The 22990-nt window shown below is 71.9% G+C and carries 19 protein-coding genes and 1 pseudogene; 10 read left to right on the top strand and 10 right to left on the bottom strand.

The window, feature by feature from the left end:
• Window positions 1-250: 250 nt before the first annotated feature.
• Together B4E97_RS14195 and B4E97_RS14190 are read left to right on the top strand one after the other, a co-directional pair.
• Window positions 251-1014 (top strand): annotated as a pseudogene (locus B4E97_RS14195) (YeeE/YedE family protein).
• Window positions 1015-1105: 91 nt separating this feature from the next.
• Window positions 1106-1333, top strand: coding sequence for a sulfurtransferase TusA family protein (locus tag B4E97_RS14190; protein WP_019286129.1), 228 nt, complete (start codon window positions 1106-1108; stop codon window positions 1331-1333).
• A 111-nt stretch (window positions 1334-1444) separates the two neighbouring features.
• Here the strand turns inward: B4E97_RS14190 and B4E97_RS14185 are convergent, their stop codons facing one another.
• Window positions 1445-2260, bottom strand: a complete 816-nt coding sequence (locus tag B4E97_RS14185) for a hypothetical protein (protein WP_019286130.1) — start codon at window positions 2258-2260, stop codon at window positions 1445-1447.
• Window positions 2257-3168 carry an ABC transporter ATP-binding protein gene (locus B4E97_RS14180; RefSeq protein ID WP_205621800.1) on the bottom strand — a complete coding sequence of 304 codons (912 nt, stop codon included), beginning with the start codon at window positions 3166-3168 and terminating at the stop codon, window positions 2257-2259. Before B4E97_RS14180 ends, B4E97_RS14185 begins: the two co-directional genes overlap by 4 nt.
• A 131-nt stretch (window positions 3169-3299) precedes the next feature.
• Between B4E97_RS14180 and B4E97_RS14175 the strand changes: the two genes are divergently transcribed.
• The 3 genes from B4E97_RS14175 to B4E97_RS14165 all read left to right on the top strand — a co-directional run bounded on the left by B4E97_RS14175 (window position 3300) and on the right by B4E97_RS14165 (window position 6171).
• Window positions 3300-4502: a sensor histidine kinase gene (locus B4E97_RS14175; RefSeq protein WP_029210434.1), complete on the top strand. Its 1203-nt coding sequence runs from the start codon at window positions 3300-3302 to the stop codon at window positions 4500-4502.
• A complete protein-coding gene (locus B4E97_RS14170) occupies window positions 4499-5158 on the top strand; it encodes a response regulator (RefSeq protein WP_286960330.1) in 660 nt (219 codons plus the stop codon). Before B4E97_RS14175 ends, B4E97_RS14170 begins: the two co-directional genes overlap by 4 nt.
• A gap of 293 nt (window positions 5159-5451) precedes the next feature.
• The gene (locus B4E97_RS14165; protein WP_286960329.1) at window positions 5452-6171 is read left to right on the top strand and encodes a helix-turn-helix transcriptional regulator; all 720 of its coding nucleotides are present in this window, start codon (window positions 5452-5454) and stop codon (window positions 6169-6171) included.
• On the opposite strand, the gene aroB is transcribed toward B4E97_RS14165, so the two are convergent.
• The 8 genes from aroB to B4E97_RS14125 all read right to left on the bottom strand — a co-directional run bounded on the left by aroB (window position 6140) and on the right by B4E97_RS14125 (window position 16447).
• Window positions 6140-7243, bottom strand: coding sequence for a 3-dehydroquinate synthase (gene aroB / locus B4E97_RS14160; protein WP_286960327.1), 1104 nt, complete (start codon window positions 7241-7243; stop codon window positions 6140-6142). The genes B4E97_RS14165 and aroB overlap by 32 nt on opposite strands.
• Entirely contained in the window at window positions 7240-8238 is a 999-nt protein-coding gene (locus B4E97_RS14155) for a shikimate kinase (protein WP_029210430.1), read from the bottom strand. Before B4E97_RS14155 ends, aroB begins: the two co-directional genes overlap by 4 nt.
• Window positions 8238-9458: a chorismate synthase gene (gene aroC / locus B4E97_RS14150; RefSeq protein ID WP_286960325.1), complete on the bottom strand. Its 1221-nt coding sequence runs from the start codon at window positions 9456-9458 to the stop codon at window positions 8238-8240. The genes B4E97_RS14155 and aroC overlap by 1 nt, the downstream gene beginning before the upstream one ends.
• A 32-nt stretch (window positions 9459-9490) precedes the next feature.
• Window positions 9491-10312, bottom strand: a complete 822-nt coding sequence (locus B4E97_RS14145) for a shikimate dehydrogenase (RefSeq protein ID WP_286960323.1) — start codon at window positions 10310-10312, stop codon at window positions 9491-9493.
• Window positions 10306-11466 (bottom strand): endolytic transglycosylase MltG, encoded by a 1161-nt coding sequence (gene mltG / locus B4E97_RS14140; RefSeq protein ID WP_286960321.1) that lies wholly within the window; start codon window positions 11464-11466, stop codon window positions 10306-10308. Before mltG ends, B4E97_RS14145 begins: the two co-directional genes overlap by 7 nt.
• Entirely contained in the window at window positions 11463-12089 is a 627-nt protein-coding gene (gene ruvX / locus B4E97_RS14135) for a Holliday junction resolvase RuvX (protein ID WP_349681185.1), read from the bottom strand. Before ruvX ends, mltG begins: the two co-directional genes overlap by 4 nt.
• Before the next feature lie 3 nt (window positions 12090-12092).
• Window positions 12093-14795 carry an alanine--tRNA ligase gene (gene alaS, locus B4E97_RS14130; protein WP_286960319.1) on the bottom strand — a complete coding sequence of 901 codons (2703 nt, stop codon included), beginning with the start codon at window positions 14793-14795 and terminating at the stop codon, window positions 12093-12095.
• A gap of 284 nt (window positions 14796-15079) precedes the next feature.
• Window positions 15080-16447, bottom strand: coding sequence for a replication-associated recombination protein A (locus B4E97_RS14125; protein WP_286960318.1), 1368 nt, complete (start codon window positions 16445-16447; stop codon window positions 15080-15082).
• A gap of 273 nt (window positions 16448-16720) precedes the next feature.
• Between B4E97_RS14125 and B4E97_RS14120 the strand changes: the two genes are divergently transcribed.
• From B4E97_RS14120 to B4E97_RS14100, 5 genes are all read left to right on the top strand, one after another.
• Window positions 16721-18358 carry a peptide ABC transporter substrate-binding protein gene (locus tag B4E97_RS14120; protein WP_029210423.1) on the top strand — a complete coding sequence of 546 codons (1638 nt, stop codon included), beginning with the start codon at window positions 16721-16723 and terminating at the stop codon, window positions 18356-18358.
• 363 nt (window positions 18359-18721) lie between these two features.
• The gene (locus B4E97_RS14115) at window positions 18722-19648 is read left to right on the top strand and encodes an ABC transporter permease (RefSeq protein WP_019288632.1); all 927 of its coding nucleotides are present in this window, start codon (window positions 18722-18724) and stop codon (window positions 19646-19648) included.
• The gene (locus B4E97_RS14110; protein ID WP_286955392.1) at window positions 19641-20579 is read left to right on the top strand and encodes an ABC transporter permease; all 939 of its coding nucleotides are present in this window, start codon (window positions 19641-19643) and stop codon (window positions 20577-20579) included. Before B4E97_RS14115 ends, B4E97_RS14110 begins: the two co-directional genes overlap by 8 nt.
• 15 nt (window positions 20580-20594) lie before the next feature.
• A complete protein-coding gene (locus B4E97_RS14105) occupies window positions 20595-21644 on the top strand; it encodes an ABC transporter ATP-binding protein (protein ID WP_286960317.1) in 1050 nt (349 codons plus the stop codon).
• The gene (locus tag B4E97_RS14100; protein WP_029210419.1) at window positions 21637-22884 is read left to right on the top strand and encodes an ABC transporter ATP-binding protein; all 1248 of its coding nucleotides are present in this window, start codon (window positions 21637-21639) and stop codon (window positions 22882-22884) included. Before B4E97_RS14105 ends, B4E97_RS14100 begins: the two co-directional genes overlap by 8 nt.
• The last annotated feature ends 106 nt before the right edge of the window (window positions 22885-22990 follow it).

Genomic DNA, 22990 nt, shown 5'->3' with positions numbered 1-22990 from the left:
CCCCCCCGCGTGGGGGGGGGGGGGGGGGACCCAAAAACGGGGGGCCCGTTTTGCACACCCTCCTTCCCCCCCCCCCCCCCCCCCCGCCCCCTGCCCCGGTGGTTCACGGCGTTCATGATCGTCGTCGCCGTCCAGAGCATCGGCGTCTTCGCGCTGCAGTCGCTCGGCGTCATCGAGCTGTCCGCCAAGCGCCACCGGCACCTACTACCGCGCCGGCGAGGGCCTGGTCGGCTCGTGGATCGCCCTCGGGATGTACGCCCTGTTCTCCGCCGTCATGAAGTACGGCGCACTCAAGGACTTCAACACCGAGATGCGCTCGCACACCGTGCCGGGCACCACGATCCACGACTCCCTGGGCGTGTCGCCCTGGGTGCTGGTGCTCGTGCTCGTCGCCGCGGTCGGCTGGGCCACGGTCCGTCACCTCTCCCGCCAGTCCCTATGGCGAGCCTGCCCGCCCGCCGCTCCGGCCTGGCCCACCTCCTGCTCGAGAAGCCCTGGCACGCGTTCGCCACGGCCCTGGTGATCGGTCTCATCGCGATCGCGGCCTGGCCGCTCAGCTTCGCGGCCGGTCGTCCCGACGGGCTCGGCATCACGACCCCCTCGGCCAACCTCGTCCGCTGGCTCGTGACCGGCAACGGCGCATCCGTCGACTGGGGCGTGTTCCTCGTCCTCGGCCTGCTGGTCGGCTCCTTCGTCGCGGCCAAGGCGTCCGGCGAGTTCCGCGTCCGCGTCCCCGACGCCCGCCAGGCCACCCGCTCGGTCGTGGGCGGGGCGCTCATGGGCGTCGGCGCCTCCCTCGCCGGCGGCTGCACCATCGGCAACGCCATGGTCCAGACCGCGCAGTTCACCTACCAGGGCTGGGTCGCGCTCGTCTTCATGGTGCTCGGCACCGGCATCGGCGTGAAGTTCTTCGTCGGCACCCACCGCCGCGAGGGCGCGCTCACCGGGGCCGACGCGGTGGACGCCGCCGCGGCGCCCGCCGCCCCCACGCTCCGCCTCACGCCCACCCCGTGACCCCGGGCGGATCCAGTCACCCAGGCAACCCAAGGCAACCCGGCCCCTGCGGCCGCACCGTCATCCCACCCCCCACGCTAGGAGAACGATCGTGAAGTACACGCTGGGGACCGAGGGCCAGGTCTGCCCCTTCCCCCTCGTCGAGGCCAAGCAGGCCATGGAGCAGATCGAGCTCGGTGACGAGCTGATCATCAACTTCGACTGCACCCAGGCCACCGACGCCCTCCCCCGCTGGGCCGCCGAGAACGGCTACCCGGTGACCAGCTTCGACCGCGCCGGTGACGCGGGCTGGACCATCACCGTGCAGAAGTCCGCCTAGCCCCTCCGCCCGCGTCGGCGCCGGGCACCACGACCGGGCCGGGCATCTCCCCCCTCGGAGATGACCGGCCCGGAGCCGTGTGCCGTCAGTGTGCCGTCGGCGACCGTTCGCCTACTTGATCTCTCGACGGGCCAGCAGCGCGCTGCCGACCACGAGCGGGAGCAGCACCCAGAGGCCGTAGGACGTGGCGAGGTGCTGCCAGTCCGTGCCGGTCATCTCGCCGCTCAGCAGCGGGGCGGTCGACCGGCTGGTGTCGATCCAGGGCGCCGCGTCGCGGAACCACGCGACGCTGGCGGTGAGGATCGTCAGCACCGTCGGCAGGATGAAGAACGCGGCGATGGCAGCCCCCGGCACCACGATGAGCAGCCCGAAGGCCACGCCCTGCAGCACGCTGAGGATCATCGCCAGCAGCACCCCGCCGATGGGAGCCCACTCGGTCGGCCAGGTGCCCGGCGCGTCCTTGATCGCCATGGCGAGGCCGTTGGCCGCGGCGGCGAGCGCGACCGCGAGCGCCACGGCGAGGACCGCGACGAGGCAGGCGGCGACCGCCTTGGCCGCCACCACCCGCAGCCGGCGCGGCTCCTGGGTGAAGCTGACCAGCCCGGTCCGCTGGGAGAACTCCGACGTGGCGGTGAGGATGCCCAGCACGGGCAGCAGCAGCATGAGCGGCGTCGACGTGGCCCCCAGGAAGGTCATGAAGGTCAGGCTCTCGCGCTCGGCGAACACGAGGACCAGCCCGATCGCGGCGGCCGTCACCAGGCCGATCGTGATGAGCAGCCACCGCCCGGACGCGGTGTCGACGAGCTTGCGCAGCTCGACGTGGAGCAGCCGCCCGAAGGGGATGCCGGGGCGACCGCCGGTGGTGGCCGCGGTGCCGTGGCCGGCCCCACCGCCGTCGGTGCGTGCGTGGGTCGTCGCGGTGCTCATGCCGCAGCCTCCTGCCCGTTGGTGCCGCGCGCGTCGCCCGCGGTCAGCTCGAGGAACATCTGCTCCAGCCCGGCCCCCTGCGCCGGACGGAGTGCGGTGAGGACCACCTGGGCCTCGAGAGCGACGCGGCCCACGGTCTCGGCGTCGGCGTCGACGGTCAGCTCGCCGCCGGCTGCACCGGTGACGGCGTGACCGTCCCGGCGCAGCGCCTCGGCCAGCCGGGCCCCGTCGAGCGAGGCCACGACCGTGCCCTGGCCGGCCAGCAGCTCGCGGGTGGAGCCCTGGGCCACGATGCGCCCGCGGCCGATCATGATGATCTCGTCGGCCGTCTGCTCCACCTCGTGCAGCAGGTGCGAGGACAGCAGGACCGTGCGGCCCTGGTCGGCGAACCCGCGCAGCAGCCCGCGCATCCAGTGGATGCCCTGCGGGTCCAGGCCGTTGGCGGGCTCGTCCAGGATGAGGACCTGCGGGTCGCCGAGCAGCGCGCCGGCGATGCCGAGGCGCTGGCGCATCCCGAGGGAGTAGTTGCGCAGCCGGCGACGTGACTCGTCGGGCGTGAGACCGACGAGCGAGAGCATCTCGTCGACGCGGGAGCGGGGAGCGCCGATGGCAATCGCCGCGAGGGTCAGGGCCTCGCGCCCCGTGCGGCCCACGTGCTGGGCCGAGGCGTCGAGCAGGGTGCCGACCTGCGAGGCGGGGTTGGTCAGGTCGCGGTAGCGCGCCCCGAGGATCCGGGCCTCCCCCGAGGAGGCCGGCGTCAGGCCGCACATGACGCGCATGGCGGTGGACTTGCCCGCGCCGTTCGGCCCGAGGAAGCCGGTCACCACGCCCGGTCGGGCGGTGAAGGACACGTCGTCCACGGCGGTGAAGGCGCCGTACCTCTTGGTCAGGTGGTCGATCTCGATCATGGTGACCAGCCTGGCCCGTGTCCTGCGCCCCGCGCATCGGGCCTTCCGCCATACCGCCGTCGACCATCGGCCACGGTCGCGCCGACCTTGGGATGACGCGCCCACGCCCGTCCGGCTCCTAGGCTGCTGCCATGAGCAGCAGCCGTGCCCCAGATCGGTGGGAGCCGATCTCGGTCTGGGGGCACGTGTGGCGAGAGGTCGTGGCGCTCGCGCTCGGGCTCACGCTGTACGGGTTGATGCTCGACCCGCTGCTGGCCAACCCGGTGGCCGGCTGGGTGCGCACCGTCGACGTGTGCCTCGGCGTGGTCGCGCTGGCCCTGCTGCCCCTGCACCGCCGCTGGCCCCTGGCCGTCCCCCTCGCGCTGCAGCTCCTGTCGGCGTTCTCCGTGCTGGGGGCCGGCGCCGCCGGCATCGGGCTGATCTCCGTGGCGACCCGCCGGCGCTGGCAGCCGATCGCCCTGACGAGCGCCGCCACGGTGCTCGCGGCCGTCGTCAACGGTCGTATCTATCCGGCGGTCGACCCCCTGCCCCTCATGGTGGACGCCGGGATCGTGGTCGTCCTGATCGCCGCCCACGTCGCCTGGGGGCTCTACATCGGGGCCCGACGCGACCTGTTCGCGACCTGGCGATGGCGCGCCGAGACCGCGGAGCGCGAGCAGGCACAACGGGTCTCGTCCGCGCGCGAGGGCGAGCGCACCCGCATCGCGCGCGAGATGCACGACGTGCTGGCGCACCGGATCTCGTTGGTGTCCATGCACGCCGGCGCCCTCGCCTACCGGGAGGACCTGTCCCGCGAGCAGATCCGCGAGGAGGCCGCCATCATCCAGGGCACCTCCATGCAGGCCCTCGCCGAGCTCCGCCAGATCCTCGGCGTGCTGCGCAGCACCCCGGTCGGCGGCACGGAAGAGTCCGTCGAGGCGCCGCAGCCCACCTTCGCCGACATCGGCGCCCTCGTCGAGGAGGCTGGTGCCGCAGGGCTTCCCACGCACCTGACGATCGACGTCCCGGCCGGGGAGCAACCCCCGGTCGCCGTCGGACGCCACGCCTACCGCATGGTCCAGGAGGCCCTGACCAACGTCTGCAAGCACGCACCGGGCGCCGACACCCGGGTGCTCGTGCGTGGTGCGCCGGGGGCCGGCCTGCACCTCGAGGTGGTCAACGAGCCCATGCCCGTATGGCGCCCGCCGTCCGCCTCGATCGGGGGTGCCGGGCTCGGGCTGGTGGGGCTCGCGGAGCGCGCGACCATCGTCGGCGGCACGCTCACGCACGGGCCGGCCCCCGAGGGCGGCTATCGTGTCAGCGCGGATCTGCCCTGGCCCCCGGAGGACTCATGACCGACCCCGTGCGCGTGCTGCTCGTGGACGACGACGCGCTGGTGCGAGCCGGCCTGCGGCTCATCCTCGGTGGTGACGCCTCCATCGAGATCGTCGGCGAGGCCGGGGACGGCCTCGAGGCCGAGCGCCTGGTCACCGAGCTGCGTCCGGCGGTGGTGCTCATGGACATCCGCATGCCCCGCCAGGACGGGCTCACGACCACCGAGCACCTGGTGGCGCGCCCCGGTCACCCGGAGGTCATCGTGCTGACGACCTTCGACGCCGACGACCTCGTGCTGCGGGCCCTGCGCGCCGGCGCGAGCGGGTTCCTCCTCAAGGACACTCCCCCGGCGCACATCGTGGAGGCGATCCATCGCGTGCGTGCCGGCGAGCCCATGCTGTCCCCGACCGTGACCCAGCAGCTCATCCACGCCGTGTCCACCCGCACCAGCGACACCCGCGAGCGCCGGGCCGCCACCCTCGTCTCGGGCCTGACCGACCGCGAGCGGCAGATCGCCCTGGCCATCGGCGAGGGCCGCACCAACGCGGACATCGCAGCCTCGCTCTATCTCTCCGTGGCCACCGTCAAGTCCCACGTCACGCACCTGCTGACCAAGCTCGAGGCGGACAACCGCGTGCAGATCGCCATCCGCATGCACGACGCCGGCCTGCTCTGACCCACCCTGTCCCGGAGGCCGCGCCGGGGGTCGGGGTGGTGCGATCTCTGCGCCTGCCACAGATGACACGTGCTGTCTCATGACACCCGCGCCGTCATCTGTGGCAAGTCCGCCTATCGACCACCACCCAGCCCCGCGGTCCGCCCACCCCGGTCCTCCCCCGCTCCCTCAGTCCACCGCGCCGGTAGTCCACCGTTCGGGTTGTCCACAGGTCCGCGGCCGTCCCAGCGGGACCCAGACCGGGCTGTGGAGGACCATCCTCTGCTCCGACCGCGAGATCGCACGCTCGACGGGTGACCACCGACGACACGCCCGACCGGATCACCCGGATCGTCCGCCTGCTCTCGATGCTCCAGCGCGGGCCGGGGCGGTCGAGCGCCGGGCTGGCCGAGCAGCTCGGCACCAGCCGCAGGACGATCCTGCGCGAGGTCGAGGCCTTGCGCGGCGCGGGGGTGGGCATCACCACCTCGCAGGACCGGTGGGGGAGCATCCTGCTGGAGGGCCCCTCCCCCGCGGCGGACACGCTGCTGGCTCTGGACGAGGACGAGGCACTGTCGGTGGCCATGGGGTCGGCGCTGATCATGACCGACGCCCCTGACCTCGGTGGCGGCACCGCCGCTGAGTGTTTCGTCCGGACGGCACGGCTGCTCGGCCCCGGTGGCAGGGCACGCCTACGCACCAGGCTGGTGGAGGGCGGCCTGCTCCCGGACGTCCTGGCCGGTGTGCGGGACCCACGGAGCGACCGGGTGCTGCACGAGTCGCTGCTGACCAAGGTCTGGGCCATCGCCGGCGCCCGTCAGGACGGCCAGCGGGTGACCTTCCGCGAGACGGTGGGTGGCCCGTGGCGGACCTGCGACCCGCAGACGCTGATCGTCACCGATCGGGCCTGGCACCTCGGGTGGACGGGACCGTGGGGTGAAGACCTCACGGCGCAGGTGCACCACCTGCACGACGTCCACCGCGTCCGGTGGACCCACGCGGTCACGGGCGCGTGGCACCACGACCTCGGCTGACGGCGTCGTACGCCGCCTCGAGCCACTCCTCGCGCGGGGCCTCCAGGCGGGTGGGCGACCCGACGTCCGTCAGGACGACGAAGCGCAGGGTGGCCCCGCGTGACTTCTTGTCGCGGGCCATGGCGGTGAGCAGGTCGGGCCAGCGGCCGTCGGCATACGAGGTCGGCAGGCCCACCGAGGCCAGGACGCGACGGTGCCGGTCGACCACCCATCGGTCGAGCAGCCCTGCGGCGCAAGCGAGCTCGGCGGCAAAGACCAGGCCGACCGCGACCGCGTCACCGTGCCGCCAGCGATAGGACTCGACCTGCTCGACGGCGTGGCCGAAGGTGTGGCCGTAGTTGAGGATCTCGCGCAACGAGGACTCGCGCAGGTCCGCCGCGACGACCGACGCCTTGACCCGGATCTTGCGCTCGACGAGCTCGCGGAGCACCGGCCCGTGGACGTCGAGGGCGGCCTCGGGCGAGGCCTCGACGAGCTCGAGGATGCGGGGGTCGGCGATGAGGCCGCCCTTGATCACCTCGGCCAGGCCGGCGGCGAGGTCGGCGCGCGGGAGGGTCGCCAGGGTCGTGAGGTCGCACACGACGCCGCGCGGCTCGTGGAAGGCGCCGACGAGGTTCTTGCCCTCGGGGGTGTTGATGCCGGTCTTGCCGCCGACGGCGGCGTCGACCATGGCGAGCAGCGTGGTGGGCACGTGCACGACGTCGACGCCCCGCAGCCAGGTGGCGGCGAGGAAGCCGCCGAGGTCGGTGACCGTCCCCCCGCCCACGCACACGACCGCGTCGGACCGGGTGAAGCCCGCCTGGCCGAGCTGCGACCACAGCCGCACCAGCACGTCGGCCGACTTCGCGCTCTCGGCGTCGGGCACCTCGGCGCGGTGGACCTGCAGGCCGTGCGCCCTGAGGGCCCCGGCGACCCGCGAGGCACAGGTCTCGACGGCGGGAGAGGACACGACGAGCACCCGCAGCACGCCGTCCCGCAGCAGGCCGGGGACGCGGTCGAGCACATCGTGCCCCACCACGACGTCGTAGGCGTCGCCGACCGGGATCGTCGTGCCTGCGACGGCGTTGCTCATGCGCTGCCGCCCTGGAGGAGCTCGACGACCTGGTCCGCGACGTCCTGGACGCTGCGGCCGGCGGTGTCGACCGTCCAGGTGGCGACCTCGGCGTAGAGCGGCCGCCGGGTCTCCATGTGCCTGATCCAGGAGCGTCGGGGCAGCAGGGCCACCATCGACGAGCTCTGGTCGAAGCCGATGCGCCTGGCCGCGTCGGCGATGCCGACGTCGAGGAAGACGACGGTGTGGTCGCGCAGGGCCTCGCGCACGGTGGGGTCGGTGATGGCGCCCCCACCGATCTCGACGACGCCGTCGCGGGTCAGCACCTGCATCGTCGCCTCGCGCTCGAGCTCGCGGAAGCGCGGCTCCCCCAGGTCGACGAAGACCTCGGACACCGGTGTGCCCGCGAGGCGCTCGACCTCGCGGTCGGTCTCGGTGCAGCCCGCCCCCAGCAGCTCGGCCAGGGCGTGGCCGACGGCGGACTTGCCCGAGCCGGGTGGCCCGACCAGCACGACCTGCGGCCGCGAGCGCCGCGGGAGGGCATGGATGATCGACTCGGTGACCTCACCGGCGTCTCGGCCGGTGGTGTCGACCGCGACGTCCGCGGCGTTCTCGTAGACGGGGCGCCGCGACGCGTACAGCTGCGGCACGTCGTGGCGGCGCAGCATCGGTCGCCCCGCCGGGTCACCGGCTCGCGTCAGGGCCTCGTCGAGGTCGACGTCGAGGTGCACGACCTGATGCGACGCGAGGGCCGCCACGACCTCCGCGGACCCGAGAGCCCCTCCGCCGAGGGCGAGCACGCACGGCTCCTGCGTGGCCAGCAGGTCGAGGACGGTGCGGCGCTCGGCGTCACGGAAGGCCGTCTCGCCGTGCTCGGTGAAGTAGTCCGGGATGGGCATCCCGAGGCGCTCGACCAGCGCGGCGTCGCTGTCGACGAAGGGCAGGCCGGTGCGCGCCGCCAGCTGGCGCCCGACGGTGGACTTGCCGGCGCCCATGAAGCCGACGAGGACGATCATCAGCGCATCGCCTCGGGGATGGCGTCGAGGTAGGCGCGGTGGTTGCGCGCCGTCTCGGGGACGCTGTCGCCCCCGAACTTCTCCAGGCAGGCCTCGGCGAGGACCAGGGCCACCATCGCCTCCGCCACGACCCCGGCCGCCGGGACGGCGCAGACGTCGGAGCGCTGGTGGATCGCGGTGGCCTCGGCGTCCGGGTCGAGGACGTCGACGGTGTCCAGCGCCCGGGGGACGGTGGAGATGGGCTTCATGGCGGCGCGGACGCGCAGGGTGTCGCCGTTGGACATGCCACCCTCGGTGCCGCCGGCGCGGTTGCTGCGCCGGACGATCCGACCCTCGCCGTCACGCTCGAGCTCGTCGTGCGCGGCGCTCCCCCGCCGCCGGGCGGTGCGGAAGCCGTCGCCGACCTCCACGCCCTTGATGGCCTGGATGCCCATGAGGGCCGCCGCGAGCCGCGCGTCGAGGCGCCGGTCCCAGTGGACGTGCGAGCCGAGGCCCGGCGGCAGACCGACGGCCACGACCTCGACGACGCCGCCGAGGGTGTCACCGTCCTTGTGGGCCGCGTCGATCTCGGCGACCATCGCGGCGCTCCCGGCCTGGTCGAACGCCCGCACCGGGTCGGCGTCGAGCGCGGCGACGTCGTCGGGACCGGGCACCGCCGCGTCGTCGGACACGCCGGCCTCCCCGATGGCGACGGTGTGCGACACCAGCCGTATGCCGTAGGCCTGCTCGAGCAGGGCCGCCGCGATCGCGCCCAGCGCCACGCGGGCCGCCGTCTCGCGGGCGCTCGCCCGCTCGAGCACGGGGCGGGCGTCCTCGAACGCGTACTTCTGCATGCCGACGAGGTCGGCGTGGCCGGGGCGCGGGCGCGTGAGGGGCTTGTTGCGCGCGATCTCCTTCGGCGCGTTGACGTCGTCGCTGGCGGCATACGCGGCGTCCTCGACGGGGTCGGGGCTCATCACGGTCTGCCACTTGGGCCACTCGGAGTTGCCGATCCGCAGGGCGACCGGGCTGCCGAGGGTGAGCCCGTGCCGCAGGCCGCCGATGATCTCGATCGCGTCCTGCTCGAACTTCTGCCGGGCACCGCGGCCGTAGCCGAGGCGGCGCCGGGCGAGGGCCCCGGCGATGTCGTCGCTCGTCACGCGGATCCCGGCCGGCAGGCCCTCGATCGTGGCGGCCAGGGCGGGGCCGTGCGACTCACCGGCAGTCAACCAACGCAGCATGTCCTCGATCCTCCCACGCCGCGTGGGGTGGGCTAGCGCCCCGTCCACGCTCCAGACGCGGCGTCGAGCAGCACGGACGCGGGCACGGGGCGCCCCGTCATGAGCTCGACCTGCAGGGCACCCTGGTGGGCCAGCATCTCCAGCCCGGAGACGACCGGGGCACCCGTGGCGGCGAAGGTCCGCGCGAGCGTGGTCGGCCAGTCCTCGTAGATCGCCTCGAACAGCGCCGGCAGCCGGGGCACGTCGGCGAGCTGCGCGGCGACGGCGTCCGCCCCGCGACCCGGGAGGGTGTCGATCACGAGGTCCGCGTCGCGGACGAGGGCGTTCACCTCGTCGAGCGGGTGAGCCGACCAGGCGACGCCCAGCTCGTCCAGCAGGTCCCCGGTCTCGGGCCGGACCTCGGACCGTATGCCGAACGCCACCGTCCGGGCGCCCAGCTCGCGCACGGCGGCGAGGGCCGACCGGGCGGTCGCCCCCGACCCGAGCACGAGCACGTGCCGGGCCGACGTGACGCGGTGGTCCGCCAGCGCCTGGCGGACGCCGTGCACGTCGGTGTTGTAGGCGTCCCAGCCGAGGTCGGGCCGCCGCACCAGGGTGTTGGCGCCGCCGACGCTCTCGGCGACGGGGTCCACCGTGGTGCCCAGCGTCAGGGCGGCCTCCTTGAGGGGCATGGTCAGCGACAGGCCCCGCCAGCTCTCGTCCAGGCCCGCCACGAGCGCGGGCAGCTCGGCGGCCTCGCACTCGCGCCGGTCATAGGTCCAGTCCGACAGCCCCAGGTGCGCGTAGGCCGCGCGGTGCATGACCGGCGACAGCGAGTGCGCGATCGGCGACCCGAGGACGCCCGCCCTCAGCACTGGCCCTTGTGCGCCTGGCACCACGCCTGGAACCGCAGGACCGCCTTGTCGTGGTCTTCCTTGTTCTCGGTGAACACGGTCTCGCCGGTCGCCGGGTCGATCGTCACGAAGAACAGCCAGGGCCCCTGCGCAGGGTTGACGGCCGCCTTGATGGAGGCCTCGCCGGGGTTGCCGATCGGACCGACGGGCAGCCCGTCGCGGGTGTAGGTGTTGTAGCCGTTGACCTGCGCGCGCTCCTCGTCGGTGGTCGTGATGACCCGCTTGCCGGTGGCGTAGGCGACGGTGGAGTCCAGCTGCAGGCGCATCGGCACGGCGAGGCGGTTCTCCAGGACCCGGGCGACCTTGCCGCGGTCCGCGTCGAGGCGCGACTCGGACTCGACGATGCTGGCGATGATGATCGCGCGCTCGGCCTTGTCGTCGCTCACCCCGAGCTCGGCGAGGACGTCCTTGGTCTTGGCGACCATGGCGGCGAGCTGCTCGGCGGCCGTGCTCTTGGCCTTGAACTCGTAGGACGAGGGGAACAGGTAGCCCTCGACGTTGCCCTTGGCCGAGCTCGGGAGGTTGAGCGCCGCGGTGTTCTTGGCGGCCTTCTCGTAGTCCGCGACCGGGATGCCGGACGCCTTGGACAGGACCTGGTAGACCTCGCTGGCCCGCATGCCCTCGGGCACGGTCACGCGCTTGACGACGCGGTTCTTGGGATCGGCGAGGTAGGCGAGGGCGGACTTGGCCGGCTGGTGCTCGGCCATGAGGTAGTCGCCCGGCTGGATCGACTGCGCACGGGTGTCCTCGCGCGCGGCGTCGACGAACGCGCCGGCGGACTTGACGACGCCGGCCTTCTCCAGGGTGTCCCCGATGGCCCGGCCGTTGGCGTTGGCGGCGATCGTCACCGGGACCTTCTTGCCCGTGGCGTCGCTCGCGGCGTAGTCACCGCCGCCCAGGAAGCCTGCGACGACCGGCTTGAGCACGAGCCCGGCGACGAGCACGGCAGCGGCCAGGGCGACCAGGAGCAGGAGGATCAGCAGCGGGCCGCGCCGGCGCCGGTGCGGCGGACGGCCGGTCGGTGACGCCCCCGTCGTGCCGCCTCGCCCGTGGTCACCGGGGCCGGACCCGTCCCGACCGCCGAAGATCGAGTCGCTCAGGTGCTGGTCGGTCACGGGCTGGGGTCCTTGTCGTCGGGCTCGACCGGCGCCTCGGGCCGGGCGTCGGCTCCCCGTCCCCGGTGCCGCGCCTTGCGGGGGCGGGCGGGGATCGAGGCGGTGGCGCGACTGGCGTCCACCGCGGGTCCGGGCTCCGCCTCGGTCGAGGAGCCGGCCCTCCTCCCGGTGGATCGCTCGTGGTCGAGGGCCACCTGGAGGATCAGCACCGCGGCGGCCTGGTCGATGACCTGGCGCTGGGCCCGGGCCCGGCGCCCGCTGTCGCGGAGCTGTCGTGCGGCGTCCACCGTGGTCAGTCGCTCGTCGACGAGGCGGACCTCGACGCTCGGGCCACCGGTGGCGGACGGGGTCGAGCCTAGGAGACCCGCGGCGAACTCGCGCGCCCGACGCGCCGACTCGCCCTCTCCCCCGGCGAGCGTGCGGGGCAGCCCGACATAGACGACGGACGCCCCGACCTCGGCCGCGAGGGCGGCGACGGCCGCGACGTCCGTGTGCCGTCCGGGCACGTGCGCCACGGTCGTCTCGGGCGTCGCGATCAGGCCGTCCGGGTCGCTGCGGGCGACCCCGACACGCACGGTGCCGACGTCCACGCCGAGGCGCACGCCGCGGGGCAGGTCAGCCACGGGTCACCGCTGGGTGGCGCGGGCCCCGACGGTCCACTCGACCTGGGTCAGCGCCTCGCCGATCTTGGCGGCATCCTGCCCGCCACCCTGGGCCAGGTCGTCCTTGCCGCCACCGCCCCCGCCGAGCGTCTGCGCGGCGACGCGGACGAGCTCGCCGGCCTTGATGCCCCACTCGCGGGCCCGCTCGTTGGTGGCCACGATGACGACGGGGCGACCCTTGGACTCGGTCGCCGCCGCGACGACGGCCGGGCGGTCGTTGCCGAGACGCCCGCGCAGGTCCAGGACGAGCGCCCGCAGGTCGTCGCCGCTCACGCCCTGGGCCTGGTGGCCGACGAAGCTGACGCCGTAGACGTCCTTGGCCTCGCTCGCGAGCCGGCCCGACGCGGCGAGCGCCTGCTGCTGGCGCATGGCGGTGATCTCGCGCTCGGCGTCCTTGAGCTTGCCGAGGATCGAGGAGATGCGCTCGGGCAGCTCCTCGCTGCGGACCTTGAGGTCGGCGGTGAGCTGGCCGACGATCGCGGCCTCGCGCGCCAGGAAGTCGTAGGCGTCCGAGCCGACGAGGGCCTCGACCCGGCGCACGCCGGAGCCGATGGACGCCTCGCCGAGGAGCTTGACGACACCGAGCTGGCCCGACCGCTGCGCGTGGGTGCCGCCGCAGAGCTCACGGGCCCACTCGCCGACGGAGATGACGCGGACCTCGTTGCCGTACTTCTCGCCGAACAACGCCATCGCGCCGGTGGCGACGGCCTCCTCCTGGGTCATCACGTCGGCGCGGACCTCGAGGTCCTCCAGCAGCATCGTGTTGACCTTGGACTCGACCTCGTTCAGCACCGAGACCGGCACGGCGGAGGTGGCGTTGAAGTCGAACCGGAAGCGCCCGGGGGCGTTCTCGGACCCTGCCTGCGTCGCGGTGTCGCCGAGGGCCTCGCGGATCGCCTTGTGCACCATGTGGGTCGCGGTGTGGGCGCGGCTGATCGCGCGGCGGCGCTGCAGGTCGACCAGGGCGTGCGCGGCCAGGCCGGGCACGACCTCGCCGGACACGACGGTGGCCTTGTGGACGATGAGGCCGTTGATGGGCTTCTGGACGTCGCGCACCTCGATGACGGCGCCGTTGTCGAGCTCGATCCGTCCGCCGTCGGCGAGCTGGCCGCCACCCTCGGCGTAGAAGGGGGTGCGGTCGAGGACGATCTCGACGTCCTGCCCCGCGGCCGCGGACCGGGTGGACTCGCCGTTGACGACCAGGCCCGAGACGCGCGCCTCGGACCGGACCTCGTCGTAGCCCGTGAACTCGACCGCGTGGCCGAGGGCGTCCGCCAGCTCGCGGTAGGCGTGGGCGTCGCCGTGGCCCTGCTTCTTGGCCCTGGCGTCCGCCTTGGCCCGGGCCCGCTGCTCGCCCATGAGGCGGCGGAAGCCCTCCTCGTCGACGGACACGCCCTGCTCGGCCGCCATCTCGAGGGTCAGGTCGATCGGGAAGCCATAGGTGTCGTGGAGCTGGAAGGCCTTGTCGCCGCCCAGCACGCCGGCGCCGGAGGTCTTGACCGCCGAGACCGCGCTGTCCAGGATCGTGGTCCCGCTCGTGAGGGTGCGGCGGAAGGCCTCCTCCTCGGCATACGCGATCTGGCTGATGCGCGAGAAGTCGCGCTTCAGCTCGGGATAGGACCGGCTCATCTGCTCCATCGACACGGGCAGCAGCTCCGGCAGCGCAGGCGTGGTCACGCCGAGCAGGCGCATCGAGCGCACCGCACGGCGCAGCAGCCGCCGCAGCACGTAGCCGCGACCCTCGTTGCCCGGGGTCACGCCGTCACCGATGAGCATGAGGGACGAGCGGACGTGGTCGGCGACCACGCGGAAGCGGACGTCGTCGTCGTCGTTCGCGCCGTACGTCCGGCCGGAGATCGCCTCGGCCCGCTCGATGACGGGATAGACCTCGTCGATCTCGTAGAGGTTGTCCACGCCCTGGAGCAGGAAGGCGACGCGCTCCAGGCCCATGCCGGTGTCGATGTTCTTGGCGGGGAGCGGACCGACCACGCGGAAGTCGTCCTTGGCCTTGACGTCGGTGATCTCCTCGGTCTGGAAGACGAGGTTCCAGATCTCGAGGAAGCGGTCCTCGTCGGCCTCGGGGCCACCGTCCGGGCCGTACTCCGCGCCGCGGTCGATGTAGATCTCGGAGCAGGGGCCGCCCGGGCCCTCGACACCCATGTGCCAGTAGTTGTCCTTGAGGCTGCGACCCTGGATCCGCTCCGGCGGGACGCCCACCGCGACCCAGTGGTCGTAGGCCTCCTTGTCGCCCTCGGGGTAGTCCGGGTGGTAGCCGGGGCCGAGCACCGTGACCCAGACCTTCTCCGGGTCGAAGCCGAGGAAGCCGTCCTCCTGGCGCCCGGTGACGAGCTCCCAGGCGAAGCGGATCGCCTTCTTCTTGAAGTAGTCGCCGAAGGAGAAGTTGCCGTTCATCTGGAAGAACGTGCCGTGGCGGGTGGTCTTGCCGACCTCCTCGATGTCGCCGGTGCGCACGCACTTCTGCACGCTCGTGGCACGGAGGTAGGGGGCGGTCTCCTGCCCCAGGAAGTACGGCTTGAACGGCACCATGCCGGCGTTGACGAACAACAGGTTGGGGTCGTCGTAGAGGAGCGGGGCGCTGGGGACGACGGTGTGTCCCTTGCCCTCGAAGTACGCGAGCCAGCGACGGCGGATCTCGGCGGTTTCCATGACGGGTCAGTCCTTCTCTCGCAACAGGTTCGGGGTGCAGGCGCGGGCATCGGCCGGGGCCTGGCAGAGCAGTCGTATGACGGGGAGGGGTCGCCTGCGCGCACGCAGGCCGGAGCGGGGGCGGCCGCCCCTAGATAGCTCGGGCTCGGCCCACCGCGTGGCTCGCGGCGGCCGCTGCGCGTGCTGCGGTCGCTGCGATCACTGCGCGACGGGTGCCGGGGACCACGGCGCTCACCTCCGAGGGGTCGTGGCGTCTGCGGCCAGCCTACCCCGAGCGTCCTGGCTCACCGCCGGTCGTGCAGGGCGGTCCGCAGCCACGCCCACCGGCTCGCCAGGCGCTCCTCGAAGCCGCGCGTGGTGGGCCGGTAGTAGTCGACGGTGCGGTCCAGGTCGTCCGGGAGGTACTGCTGGGCCGCCACACCCTCGTCGAGGGCGTGCGGGTAGACGTAGCCGTCGCCGTGGCCGAGCCGCGACGCGCCGGCGTAGCCCGACCCGCGCAGGTGGGCGGGGACCGCACCCCCGCGGCCGGCGCGGACGTCGGCGATCGCCTCGTTGATGCCCGTGTAGGCCGCGTTGGACTTGGGCGCGAGCGCGTTGTGGACGACGGCCTGCGCGAGGATGAGCCGCGCCTCCGGCATGCCGATCTGGGCCACGGCGTGCATCGCGGCCACGGCGGTCTGCAGCGCGGTGGGGTCCGCCATACCGACGTCCTCGGAGGCCGCGATGACCACCCGGCGGGCGATGAACCGCGGGTCCTCCCCGGCCTCGAGCATCCGCGCGAGGTAGTGCAGCGAGGCGTCCACGTCGGACCCCCGCATCGACTTGATGAGCGCCGAGGCGACGTCGTAGTGCTGGTCGCCGGTCTTGTCGTAGCGCACGACGGCCTTCTCGACGGCCTGCTCGACGTGGGCGGACGTGATGACGACCGGTTCCCGGCCACCGTCCCCGACCGGAAGGTCGCCGAGGGCCACCCCGGCCGCGCCCTCGAGGGCCGTGAGCGCCCGGCGGGCGTCTCCTCCGCTGATGCGCACGACGTGCTCGCGCGCCGCCTCCTCGAGCGTGAACTCCCCCGCCAGTCCTCGCTCCTCGACGAGGGCGGCGTCCAGCACCTCCCCCAGGTCGGCGTCCGTCAGCGACCCCAGCGTCACGAGCACCGAGCGGGACAGCAGCGGCGCGATGATGCTGAACGACGGGTTCTCCGTGGTCGCCGCCACCAGCACGACGAGGCGGTTCTCGACCGCCGGGAGGAGCGCGTCCTGCTGGGCCTTGGTGAACCGGTGGATCTCGTCGAGGAAGAGCACGGTGGTCCGGCTGTAGAGGTCGCGCTCGCGCACGGCCTCGTCGATCACCCGGCGCACGTCCTTGACCCCCGCAGTGATGGCCGACAGCTCGACGAAGCGGCGGCCGGCGGCGGTCGCGACGAGATGGGCGAGGGTGGTCTTGCCGGTGCCCGGGGGACCCCAGAGGATCGCGGAGAGGGGGCCGACCGCACCCGAGTGACCCTCGATCAGCCGCCGCAACGGGCTACCGGGACGCAGCGCCGCGGACTGGCCGCGCACCTCCTCCAGGGAGCGAGGACGCATGCGCACCGCGAGGGGCGGCAGGGGTGCGTCGGAGCTGCCGGGGGCGGCGAACAGGTCCGGGAGATCCACCGGCCCAGTCTCGCAGACGTGCCCCTCGGGGTGGTCGGTCCGACCGCTGCCGGGCTCGCCCGTCCGGCGGCACGTCTGGTCACGAATCGGTATCGACGCCGCCCCGGGGTCTGGACCCGGCCCCGGGCCGACCTAGAGTGTGGCCACGGTTCCCCGCTCGCACGAGGGCAAAGGCGCGCTCGCTCGGCTGGGATCACACCCTGGCCGCCATCCGTCAGGGTGATCACCACAGGTCCGTCCCATCAACGGACCCGTTCGAGGAGGTCTATCCCTATGCGAGCCACCACTCGCCTCACCCTCACCGCGACCGTCTCGGCGTCGGCAATGCTGCTGGCCGCCTGTGGCGGCGGTTCCGGCAGCTCCGGCTCCACCGGCAGCGGCGACTCCGCCGGCAAGCAGGGCGGGTCCATCTCCGTCCGCGGCTGCAACCCGGAGAACCCCCTGATCCCCGGCGCCACCACCGAGACCTGTGGTGGTGACGTCATCGACGCCGTCACCGCGCGTCTCGTGCACTACAACGTCGACACGGCCAAGCCCGAGAACGACATCGCCGAGTCCATCGAGACCAAGGACAACCAGAACTTCACGGTCAAGCTCAAGAAGGGCTACAAGTTCTCGGACGGCACCGAGGTCAAGGCCAAGAACTTCGTCGACGCGTGGAACTACACCGCCCTGTCGACCAACGCCCAGGGCGCGTCCTACTTCATGGAGCCCATCGAGGGCTTCGCCGACCTGCAGGCCGAGGAGGGTCAGACCCCCAAGGCCAAGACCATGTCGGGCCTGAAGGTCGTCGACGACACCACCTTCACCATCAAGACCACGGACAAGGTCTCGAACCTCCCTGAGCGCCTCGGCTACTCGGCCTTCGCGCCGCTGCCCGACTCGTTCGCCAAGGACCCGAAGGCGTTCGGCGACAAGCCGATCGGTGCCGGCCCCTACACGGTCGAGTCGTGGACCAAGAACCAGGCGATCGTCCTCAAGAAGAACCCGAACTACTCCGGCGCCAACAAGGGCTCCCTGGACCAGATCACGTTCAAGATCTACCAGGACTCCTCGGCCGCCTACAACGACGTGATGGCCGGCAACCTGGACGTCACCGACGAGATCCCCTCCTCGGCGATCACCGCCGACAAGTACAAGACTGACCTGCCCGACCGCAACGCCCAGAAGGAGTACGGCGGCATCTCCACGATGACCTTCGCCTCCGCCAAGGCCGACCCGGCGGTCCAGAACCCCAAGGTGCGTCAGGCCATCTCCATGGCGGTCGACCGCGAGGCCGTCATCAAGTCGCAGTTCAACGGCACCCGCACCCCGGCCACCGGCTGGGTCGCCACCACGGTCAACGGCTACAAGGCCGGCGCCTGCGGCGAGTTCTGCACCTACGACGCGGCCAAGGCCAAGGCGCTGCTCCAGGAGGCCGGCGGCTTCAAGGGCAAGCTCACCCTCTCCTACAACGCCGACGCGTCGCACAAGGACTGGACCGAGGCCACCTGCCAGTCGATCAAGGAGGCGCTCGCGATCGACTGCGTCGCCACCCCGGTCGTCGACTTCAAGACCTTCCGCACGCAGGTCAAGAAGCGCGAGATGAAGGGCCTCTTCCGCACCGGCTGGCAGATGGACTACCCGTCGATCGAGAACTTCCTCACCCCGATCTTCGCCACGGGTGCCTCCTCCAACGACGGCGACTACTCCAACAAGGCCTTCGACGCCAAGCTCAAGGAGGCCGCCGCGGCAACCGACTCGGCCAAGGCCAACGAGCTGTACCAGGAGGCCGAGGGCATGCTCAAGGAGCAGATGCCGGCCATCCCGCTGTGGTACCCGAAGTCGACCATCGGCTGGTCGCCCAAGGTCACCAACGTCAAGATCTCGGCGTTCGGCAAGCCGGACTACGTGGGCATCAAGCTCAAGTGACCCAGCGGTCGTCCGCTGACAGGTGACACCTGATCCGTGGGTGCCCGGCACGTGCCGGGCACCCACGGCTGTGACGGCGGCCGGTGCACAACGGGATTCGCCGTCCGCGGACCTGCAGCACCCGGGTATCACCCCGGCGACCGGCCCCCAGCCAGGGACCGGTTACCCTGTAGCCGCTCGTTCTTCCCATCCACCCCTACCGGGGTACAGACCCAGCCATCACGTGAGCAAGGGCGCCGCGTGAGCCGCTCGTCCGACGACCATCCCCACGGCGGACGAGGGCGCCGGAGCTCCACGCTTGGAGCACGACTTCGAGCCGTCTGCGGCCCAGCCGCCGCAGGCACGACCACCTGAGGAGGTGTCGTGACCAAATACATCATTCGCCGGATCCTGCAGATGATCCCGGTGATCATCGGGGCCACGTTCTTGATCTTTGCCATGGTGTTCGCCCTGCCGGGCGATCCGACCGAGGGCAAGTGCGGCGAGCGCCCCTGCTCCCCCGCCTACATCGAGAAGTTCCGCGCCGAGCACAACCTCAACGACCCGCTGGTCGTCCAGTACGGCAAGTACATGGGCAAGCTCGTCCAGGGCGACCTCGGCACCAACTTCTACAACATCCCCGTCGCCGAGGACCTGTCCTCCCGCTACGTCATCACGGCCAAGCTCGCCGCGATCGCCATCGCTTTCGAGATCGTGATCGGCCTCGTGGCGGGTGTGCTCGCCGGCATCCGCAAGGGCAAGTTCATCGACAACCTGGTGATGGTCTCGACCCTCGTGGCGATCTCCATCCCCTCGTTCGTCATCGGTTCGACCTTGCAGTACCTCCTCGGCGTGCGTCTGCGGTGGTTCCCCGTGACCGCGGCCAACGACCCGACCCTCTACGACCTGGTGCTCCCCGGTTTCGTCCTCGGGTCGCTGTCGATCGCCTACGTCGCCCGGCTCATGCGCACCAACCTGGTCGAGAACCTCCGCGCCGACTACGTCCGCACGGCGATCTCCAAGGGGCTGACCCGCCAGCGCGCCATCGGGCTGCACGCCATGCGCAACTCGATGATCCCGGTGGTCACCTTCCTGGGCGCCGACTTCGGCGGCCTGCTCGGCGGCGCGATCATCACGGAGCGCATCTTCAACATCAACGGCGTCGGTGGCTACATCTTCACCGGCATCCGCAACCGCGACGGCATCGCCGTCGTCTCGGCCGTCACGATGCTGGTGTTCGTGTTCCTGCTCGTCAACCTGCTCATCGACCTGCTCTACGGCCTGCTCGACCCGAGGATCAGCCATGACTGACGCCAACACCGCCACCGTCGCCGCCACCGAGGTCGCCCCGGCACCCGCTCAGGGCGGTGGCGAGGAGGCCCGATCCCTGTGGTCCGACGCCTGGCGCCAGCTCCGCAGGAACCCGCTCTTCTGGATCTCGGCCGCGCTCATCCTCATCTTCCTGCTCATGGCGTTCATCCCCCAGCTGTTCACCCGGATCGACCCGACCTCCGGCTCCCTGCGCCACGTGCGCGAGTCCATGAGCGGCGAGCACTGGTTCGGCACCGACAAGCAGGGGCGAGACATCTACGCCCGCACCATCTACGGCGCGCGGGCGTCGATCATCGTCGGCGTGCTCACGACGCTGAGCACCACGATCGTCGGCGGTGCCCTCGGCATCTTCGCCGGCTACCTCGGCGGGTGGCTCGACGCGCTGCTCATGCGCGTGACGGACATCTTCTTCGCCATCCCCATGCTCCTCGGCGGCATCCTGTTCATGGCCTCGTTCCCGTCCAACGCCAACACGTCCTACTGGGTCGTCGTGGGCAAGGTCGTCCTGGTCATGACGGTGTTCGGCTGGCCGGGCATCGCGCGGCTCATGCGCTCCGCCGTGCTGCAGGTCAAGTCCCTCGAGTACGTCCAGGCGGCGCGGGCGCTCGGCGCCGGGCCGGGCCGGATCATCCTCGGCCACGTCCTGCCCAACGCCGTCGCCCCGGTCATCGTGGTGGCGACGATCAACCTGGGTGCCTACATCGCCACCGAGGCGTCGCTGTCCTTCCTCGGCATCGGCCTGGTCCCGCCCACCATCTCGTGGGGTGTCGCCATCTCGGACGCCCTCGACACGGTGCGCACCTCGCCGCACATCCTGCTGTTCCCCAGCCTGTTCCTGAGCCTCGCGGTCCTGGCGTTCATCCTCCTCGGTGACGCGGTCCGCGACGCGCTGGACCCCAAGTCTCGATGAGGGGCTGACACACACATGTCTACGACCCACACCGCCCGCCACGCGCGGGCACCGCAGGAGGCCGACTCGGCCTACCAGCCGACCGACGGCCGGCTCCTGGACGTGGAGGACCTCCACGTCGAGTTCCACACGGCCGATGGGATCGCGCGGGCCATCAACGGCGTCAACTTCACGCTCAACGCCGGCGAGACGCTCGCGATCCTCGGCGAGTCCGGCTCCGGCAAGTCGGTGACCGCCCAGGCCATCATGGGCATCCTCGACATGCCCCCGGCCAAGATCCCTCAGGGCTCGGTCCGCTACTGCGGGCAGGAGCTGCTGACCATGCCCGAGGACCAGCGGCGGCACGTCCGCGGCCCGGAGATCTCGATGATCTTCCAGGACGCCCTGAGCTCGCTCAACCCGGTGTTCCCGGTCGGCTGGCAGATCGCCGAGATGTTCCGCCAGCACCGCGGGATGAACAAGTCCGACTCGCTCGAGCAGGCCGTGCGCCTCATGGAGCGCGTGGCCATCCCCGGGGCCAAGTCCCGCGTCAAGGCCTTCCCGCACCAGTTCTCCGGTGGCATGCGCCAGCGCATCATGATCGCGATGGCCATCGCGCTCGACCCGGCCGTGCTCATCGCCGACGAGCCGACCACGGCGCTCGACGTGACGGTGCAGGCGCAGATCATGGGTCTGCTGGCCGAGCTCCAGCAGGAGCGCCAGATGGGCCTGATCCTGATCACCCACGACCTCGGTGTCGTGGCCGACGTCGCCGACCGCATCGCGGTGATGTACGCCGGCCGCATCGTCGAGCAGGCGGACGTCTACGAGCTCTACCGCAAGCCGGCCCACCCCTACACCAAGGGGTTGCTGGACTCCATCCCGCGGCTGGACCAGAAGGGCGAGACGCTGTCGGCGATCGGCGGCCTGCCGCCCAACCTGATGCGGATCCCCCCGGGCTGCGCCTTCAACCCGCGCTGCCGCTACGCCCAGGACATCTGTCGCGTGGACCGTCCGGAGCTGCTCGAGGTGGCCCCCGGCCGCCTGTCCGCGTGCCACTTCTCCCAGGAGGTGCTCCATGGCTGAGCCGATCCTCGTCGCCAAGGACCTCGTCAAGCACTACCCCATCAAGGGCGGCATCCTCCGCACCACGACGGGTCAGGTCAAGGCCGTCGATGGCGTCTCCTTCGAGCTGCTCAAGGGCGAGACCCTCGGCATCGTGGGCGAGTCCGGCTGCGGCAAGTCGACCCTCGGGCGTCTGCTCATGCGCCTGGAGGAGCCGACGTCGGGCACGCTCGACTTCGACGGCATCGACATGTACGCCCAGAAGGGCGCGGCCATGCGCAAGCTGCGCCGCGACATCCAGATCGTGTTCCAGGACCCCTACACCTCGCTCAACCCTCGCAAGACGGTTGGCGACATCGTGGGCGAGCCCTTCGACATCCACCCGGACGTCGTGCCCAGGTCGGGTCGTCGCAAGGCCGTCCAGGACCTGCTGGACCTGGTCGGGCTCAACCCGGAGCACATCAACCGCTATCCCCACCAGTTCTCCGGTGGTCAGCGGCAGCGCATCGGCATCGCTCGCGGGATCGCTCTCAACCCCAAGGTCCTGATCTGCGACGAGCCCGTCTCGGCGCTGGACGTGTCGGTGCAGGCGCAGGTCGTCAACCTGATGGAGAAGCTCCAGACGGAGCTCGGCCTGTCCTACATCTTCATCGCCCACGACCTGTCCGTCGTGCGTCACATCTCCGACCGCGTCGGCGTGATGTACCTCGGCAAGATGGTCGAGCTGGGCACCGAGGACGAGATCTACGAGAGGACGACGCACCCGTACACCCAGGCGCTGATGTCGGCCGTCCCCGTGCCGGACCCGACGCTGCGCGGCAAGCGCGAGCAGATCGTCCTGCAGGGTGACGTGCCGTCCCCGGCCAACCCGCCCGCCGGCTGCCGCTTCCACACGCGGTGCTGGAAGATGCAGGAGATCTGCAAGACCGAGGTGCCCGAGTTCGTCGACCGGCCGGACGGTTTCGACGGTCACCGCAGCGCCTGCCACTTCCCGGAGGTCCTCGTGGCCACGGGCGCCGAGGTCGACTCGGACCTGCCCGGCGGCACGAGCAGCGGTGACGGCGCCACCCGGTCGTCCGAGGGACCCGGTGGGCTGGGCGGCCTGTTGCACAAGGTCGCCGACAAGGTGGGCCTGGGCAACGACGCGGACGACCCCAACCACCAGTCGGCGCGCACGTTCAAGCCGCGCACGGGTGACAGCGACAGCGTCTCCGACGCGCGGGCGGCCGCGGACAACGCCAACAAGCAGCAGGGCTGGTAGCAGCACTGGCACCATGAGCCCGGCTCGCCATGATCGTGAGGGTCTGGTCTAAGAATCTTGGACCAGACCCTCACGATCTTTGGGGTCGGGGGGGCGGGGGGTCGGG

This window comes from Arsenicicoccus sp. UBA7492, from assembly GCF_002479615.1.
Classification (GTDB): domain Bacteria; phylum Actinomycetota; class Actinomycetes; order Actinomycetales; family Dermatophilaceae; genus Arsenicicoccus; species Arsenicicoccus bolidensis.
The sequence above is the reverse complement of the archived record's forward strand: the minus strand, read 5'-3'. Positions and strand labels throughout refer to the sequence as shown.

Coding starts and splice junctions, on each gene's coding strand:
- B4E97_RS14185 (WP_019286130.1), bottom strand. CDS start 2,260: ATGAGCACCGCGACGACCCACGCACGCACCGACGGCGGTGGGGCCGGC.
- B4E97_RS14180 (WP_205621800.1), bottom strand. CDS start 3,168: ATGATCGAGATCGACCACCTGACCAAGAGGTACGGCGCCTTCACCGCC.
- B4E97_RS14175 (WP_029210434.1), top strand. CDS start 3,300: ATGAGCAGCAGCCGTGCCCCAGATCGGTGGGAGCCGATCTCGGTCTGG.
- B4E97_RS14170 (WP_286960330.1), top strand. CDS start 4,499: ATGACCGACCCCGTGCGCGTGCTGCTCGTGGACGACGACGCGCTGGTG.
- aroB (WP_286960327.1), bottom strand. CDS start 7,243: ATGAGCAACGCCGTCGCAGGCACGACGATCCCGGTCGGCGACGCCTAC.
- B4E97_RS14155 (WP_029210430.1), bottom strand. CDS start 8,238: ATGATCGTCCTCGTCGGCTTCATGGGCGCCGGCAAGTCCACCGTCGGG.
- aroC (WP_286960325.1), bottom strand. CDS start 9,458: ATGCTGCGTTGGTTGACTGCCGGTGAGTCGCACGGCCCCGCCCTGGCC.
- alaS (WP_286960319.1), bottom strand. CDS start 14,795: ATGGAAACCGCCGAGATCCGCCGTCGCTGGCTCGCGTACTTCGAGGGC.
- B4E97_RS14120 (WP_029210423.1), top strand. CDS start 16,721: ATGCGAGCCACCACTCGCCTCACCCTCACCGCGACCGTCTCGGCGTCG.
- B4E97_RS14110 (WP_286955392.1), top strand. CDS start 19,641: ATGACTGACGCCAACACCGCCACCGTCGCCGCCACCGAGGTCGCCCCG.
- B4E97_RS14105 (WP_286960317.1), top strand. CDS start 20,595: ATGTCTACGACCCACACCGCCCGCCACGCGCGGGCACCGCAGGAGGCC.
- B4E97_RS14100 (WP_029210419.1), top strand. CDS start 21,637: ATGGCTGAGCCGATCCTCGTCGCCAAGGACCTCGTCAAGCACTACCCC.